General features: G+C 68.8%; 2 protein-coding genes. One reads left to right on the top strand and one right to left on the bottom strand.

The window, feature by feature from the left end; genetic code table 11:
* Positions 1-63: 63 nt before the first annotated feature.
* Positions 64-459: a hypothetical protein gene (locus ACFYW5_RS37950; RefSeq protein ID WP_389421693.1), complete on the bottom strand. Its 396-nt coding sequence runs from the start codon at positions 457-459 to the stop codon at positions 64-66.
* 369 nt (positions 460-828) lie between these two features.
* Here ACFYW5_RS37950 and ACFYW5_RS37945 point away from each other — a divergent pair, with 369 nt between their 5' ends.
* Positions 829-1,374, top strand: coding sequence for a hypothetical protein (locus tag ACFYW5_RS37945; RefSeq protein ID WP_389421692.1), 546 nt, complete (start codon positions 829-831; stop codon positions 1,372-1,374).
* The last annotated feature ends 292 nt before the right edge of the window (positions 1,375-1,666 follow it).

The following is a 1,666-nucleotide window of genomic DNA, read 5'->3' as shown; positions in this document are numbered from 1 at the left end:
GCCGAGCAGGCGACAGCCGAACCAACGAATCTGAACACCCATCAACCCCTGCTGACCAGCTGATCAGCACCTCCCGCATGACGGGGGAACCTCAGTGTGCGCGTAGCAGCGGGCTACGTCGCCCTCGAACACGGCCGGACCGGAAGCTTGAGAGACGGGCAGCGCCACCGTGGAGAAAAGCTCCCAGCGAACGCCGACGGGGGCTCGGTCGGGCACCGTCTTGGACGTGTCGGCCAAGACGGGGCAACCGTCAGGGTCTTCTGGCGATGCGCTGGCCGCCGGTGCCGGGTCGCCCTTGGGGCCGGAGGCCTTGGCGGGCTCGTCGCCGCCGGCCACCGCGATCAGCACGCCCAGCAGGGCGATGACGGCCAGCAGGCAGGCGGAGGCGATGAACCAGCGGGAGCGTAACGGGCTCGGTGTGTCGTCGCCGGGTGCGGGGTCATACGGGTCGGACGGCATGCGATCTCCTCGTTGACGCGCCGGATCGGGCAAGCAGGGGGCCGACGATCCCCCCGAGGCTCTGGCGGCAAACACAAACACAGCGTCAGGTCCCGAAACCCGACCTCAGCCGTCGCCACAAGCCCCACAAATCCTCTTCACGGCCCGCCCGGTGCCCTTGCACAGCACGCCAGCGTACAATCTAAGGCTGCTCAGATCCGAGGATCACAAGCACGTGGGAGCGGGCGTGGTGAGGGCGGCCGGAGTCGAGGGCGAGTGACGGCGGCCAGGAGAAATTCCCCACGTACGGCCAGCTCGATTCCCCAGTCGCCAATCACACTCAGTAGCCTCGGTGCTGGCTCGCGATCTGGCGCATAGGGGGTTGTTGACGTGTCTCGTACCTGGCTGTCGATCCGCGTGGAGTTGGTCTCCGGTCACGGTGCGGACCTGTGGCCGCGTCCCGGCCGGGTGTTCGCCGCTGCGCGGTCGCACTCCTTCGCACAGTTCGCCTCGGCCATCGATCTCGCCTTCGCTCGCTGGGACCTGGCTCACCTGCACCTGTTCACGTTGTCCGACGCCACCCACGTCAGCCCGCTGGACTGGTGGGACGGCGAGGCCCCGGACGGCACCGTGGACGGCCATGCGACCAAGCTGAGCAGACTGCAAGCCGGCGAGCAGTTCGCCTACGTCTTCGACATGGGCGACGACTGGGCCCACCTCTGCACGGTGGCGGAGAATCGTATTGATCCCCTCGAGGAACTCGGCGAGATGGCCGACCGCCCGGTGCCCTACTGGGGCTGGGGCAGCCTCCCGGACCAGTACGCGCGCCGCTGGGACGGGGACGACGGGGAGACGCCGATGCCCAAGCGGCCGGCCCGCGGCCTCAGCGACCTGCCGCCGATCCTGCCGGGGTGGGGCGAACACCGCCGAGGATGACCTCACGCTGCGTACACGAAGCGGCCGCCAGTGGGGAATTGAAGTAGCCGTGGTGGGGAGCCGAAGTGGCAGCGCGTGGGGAAATCTAACTGGCCGCTGACAGGCGAGCCAGCCGGCGGCGATGGCAGGGATCTGGTCGCGCTTGCAGGCGGCGCTGTGTCTGTTCGGTGTGGCGGCCCTGGCGGAGCTAGCTGTAGGCGGTTTCACCAGCCGGGTGGTGGCTCGGCTGAATGCGGCGGAACCGGGTCTGTGGTCACGGTCGTGGGCGTAGACGGCGCGTTCAGCGGCCGTT

Origin of the sequence: Streptomyces sp. NPDC002779 (assembly GCF_042888685.1) — a bacterium.
Taxonomy (GTDB): domain Bacteria; phylum Actinomycetota; class Actinomycetes; order Streptomycetales; family Streptomycetaceae; genus Streptomyces.
Note: the sequence above shows the minus strand (reverse complement) of the source record. Positions and strands in the feature narration are given on the sequence as shown.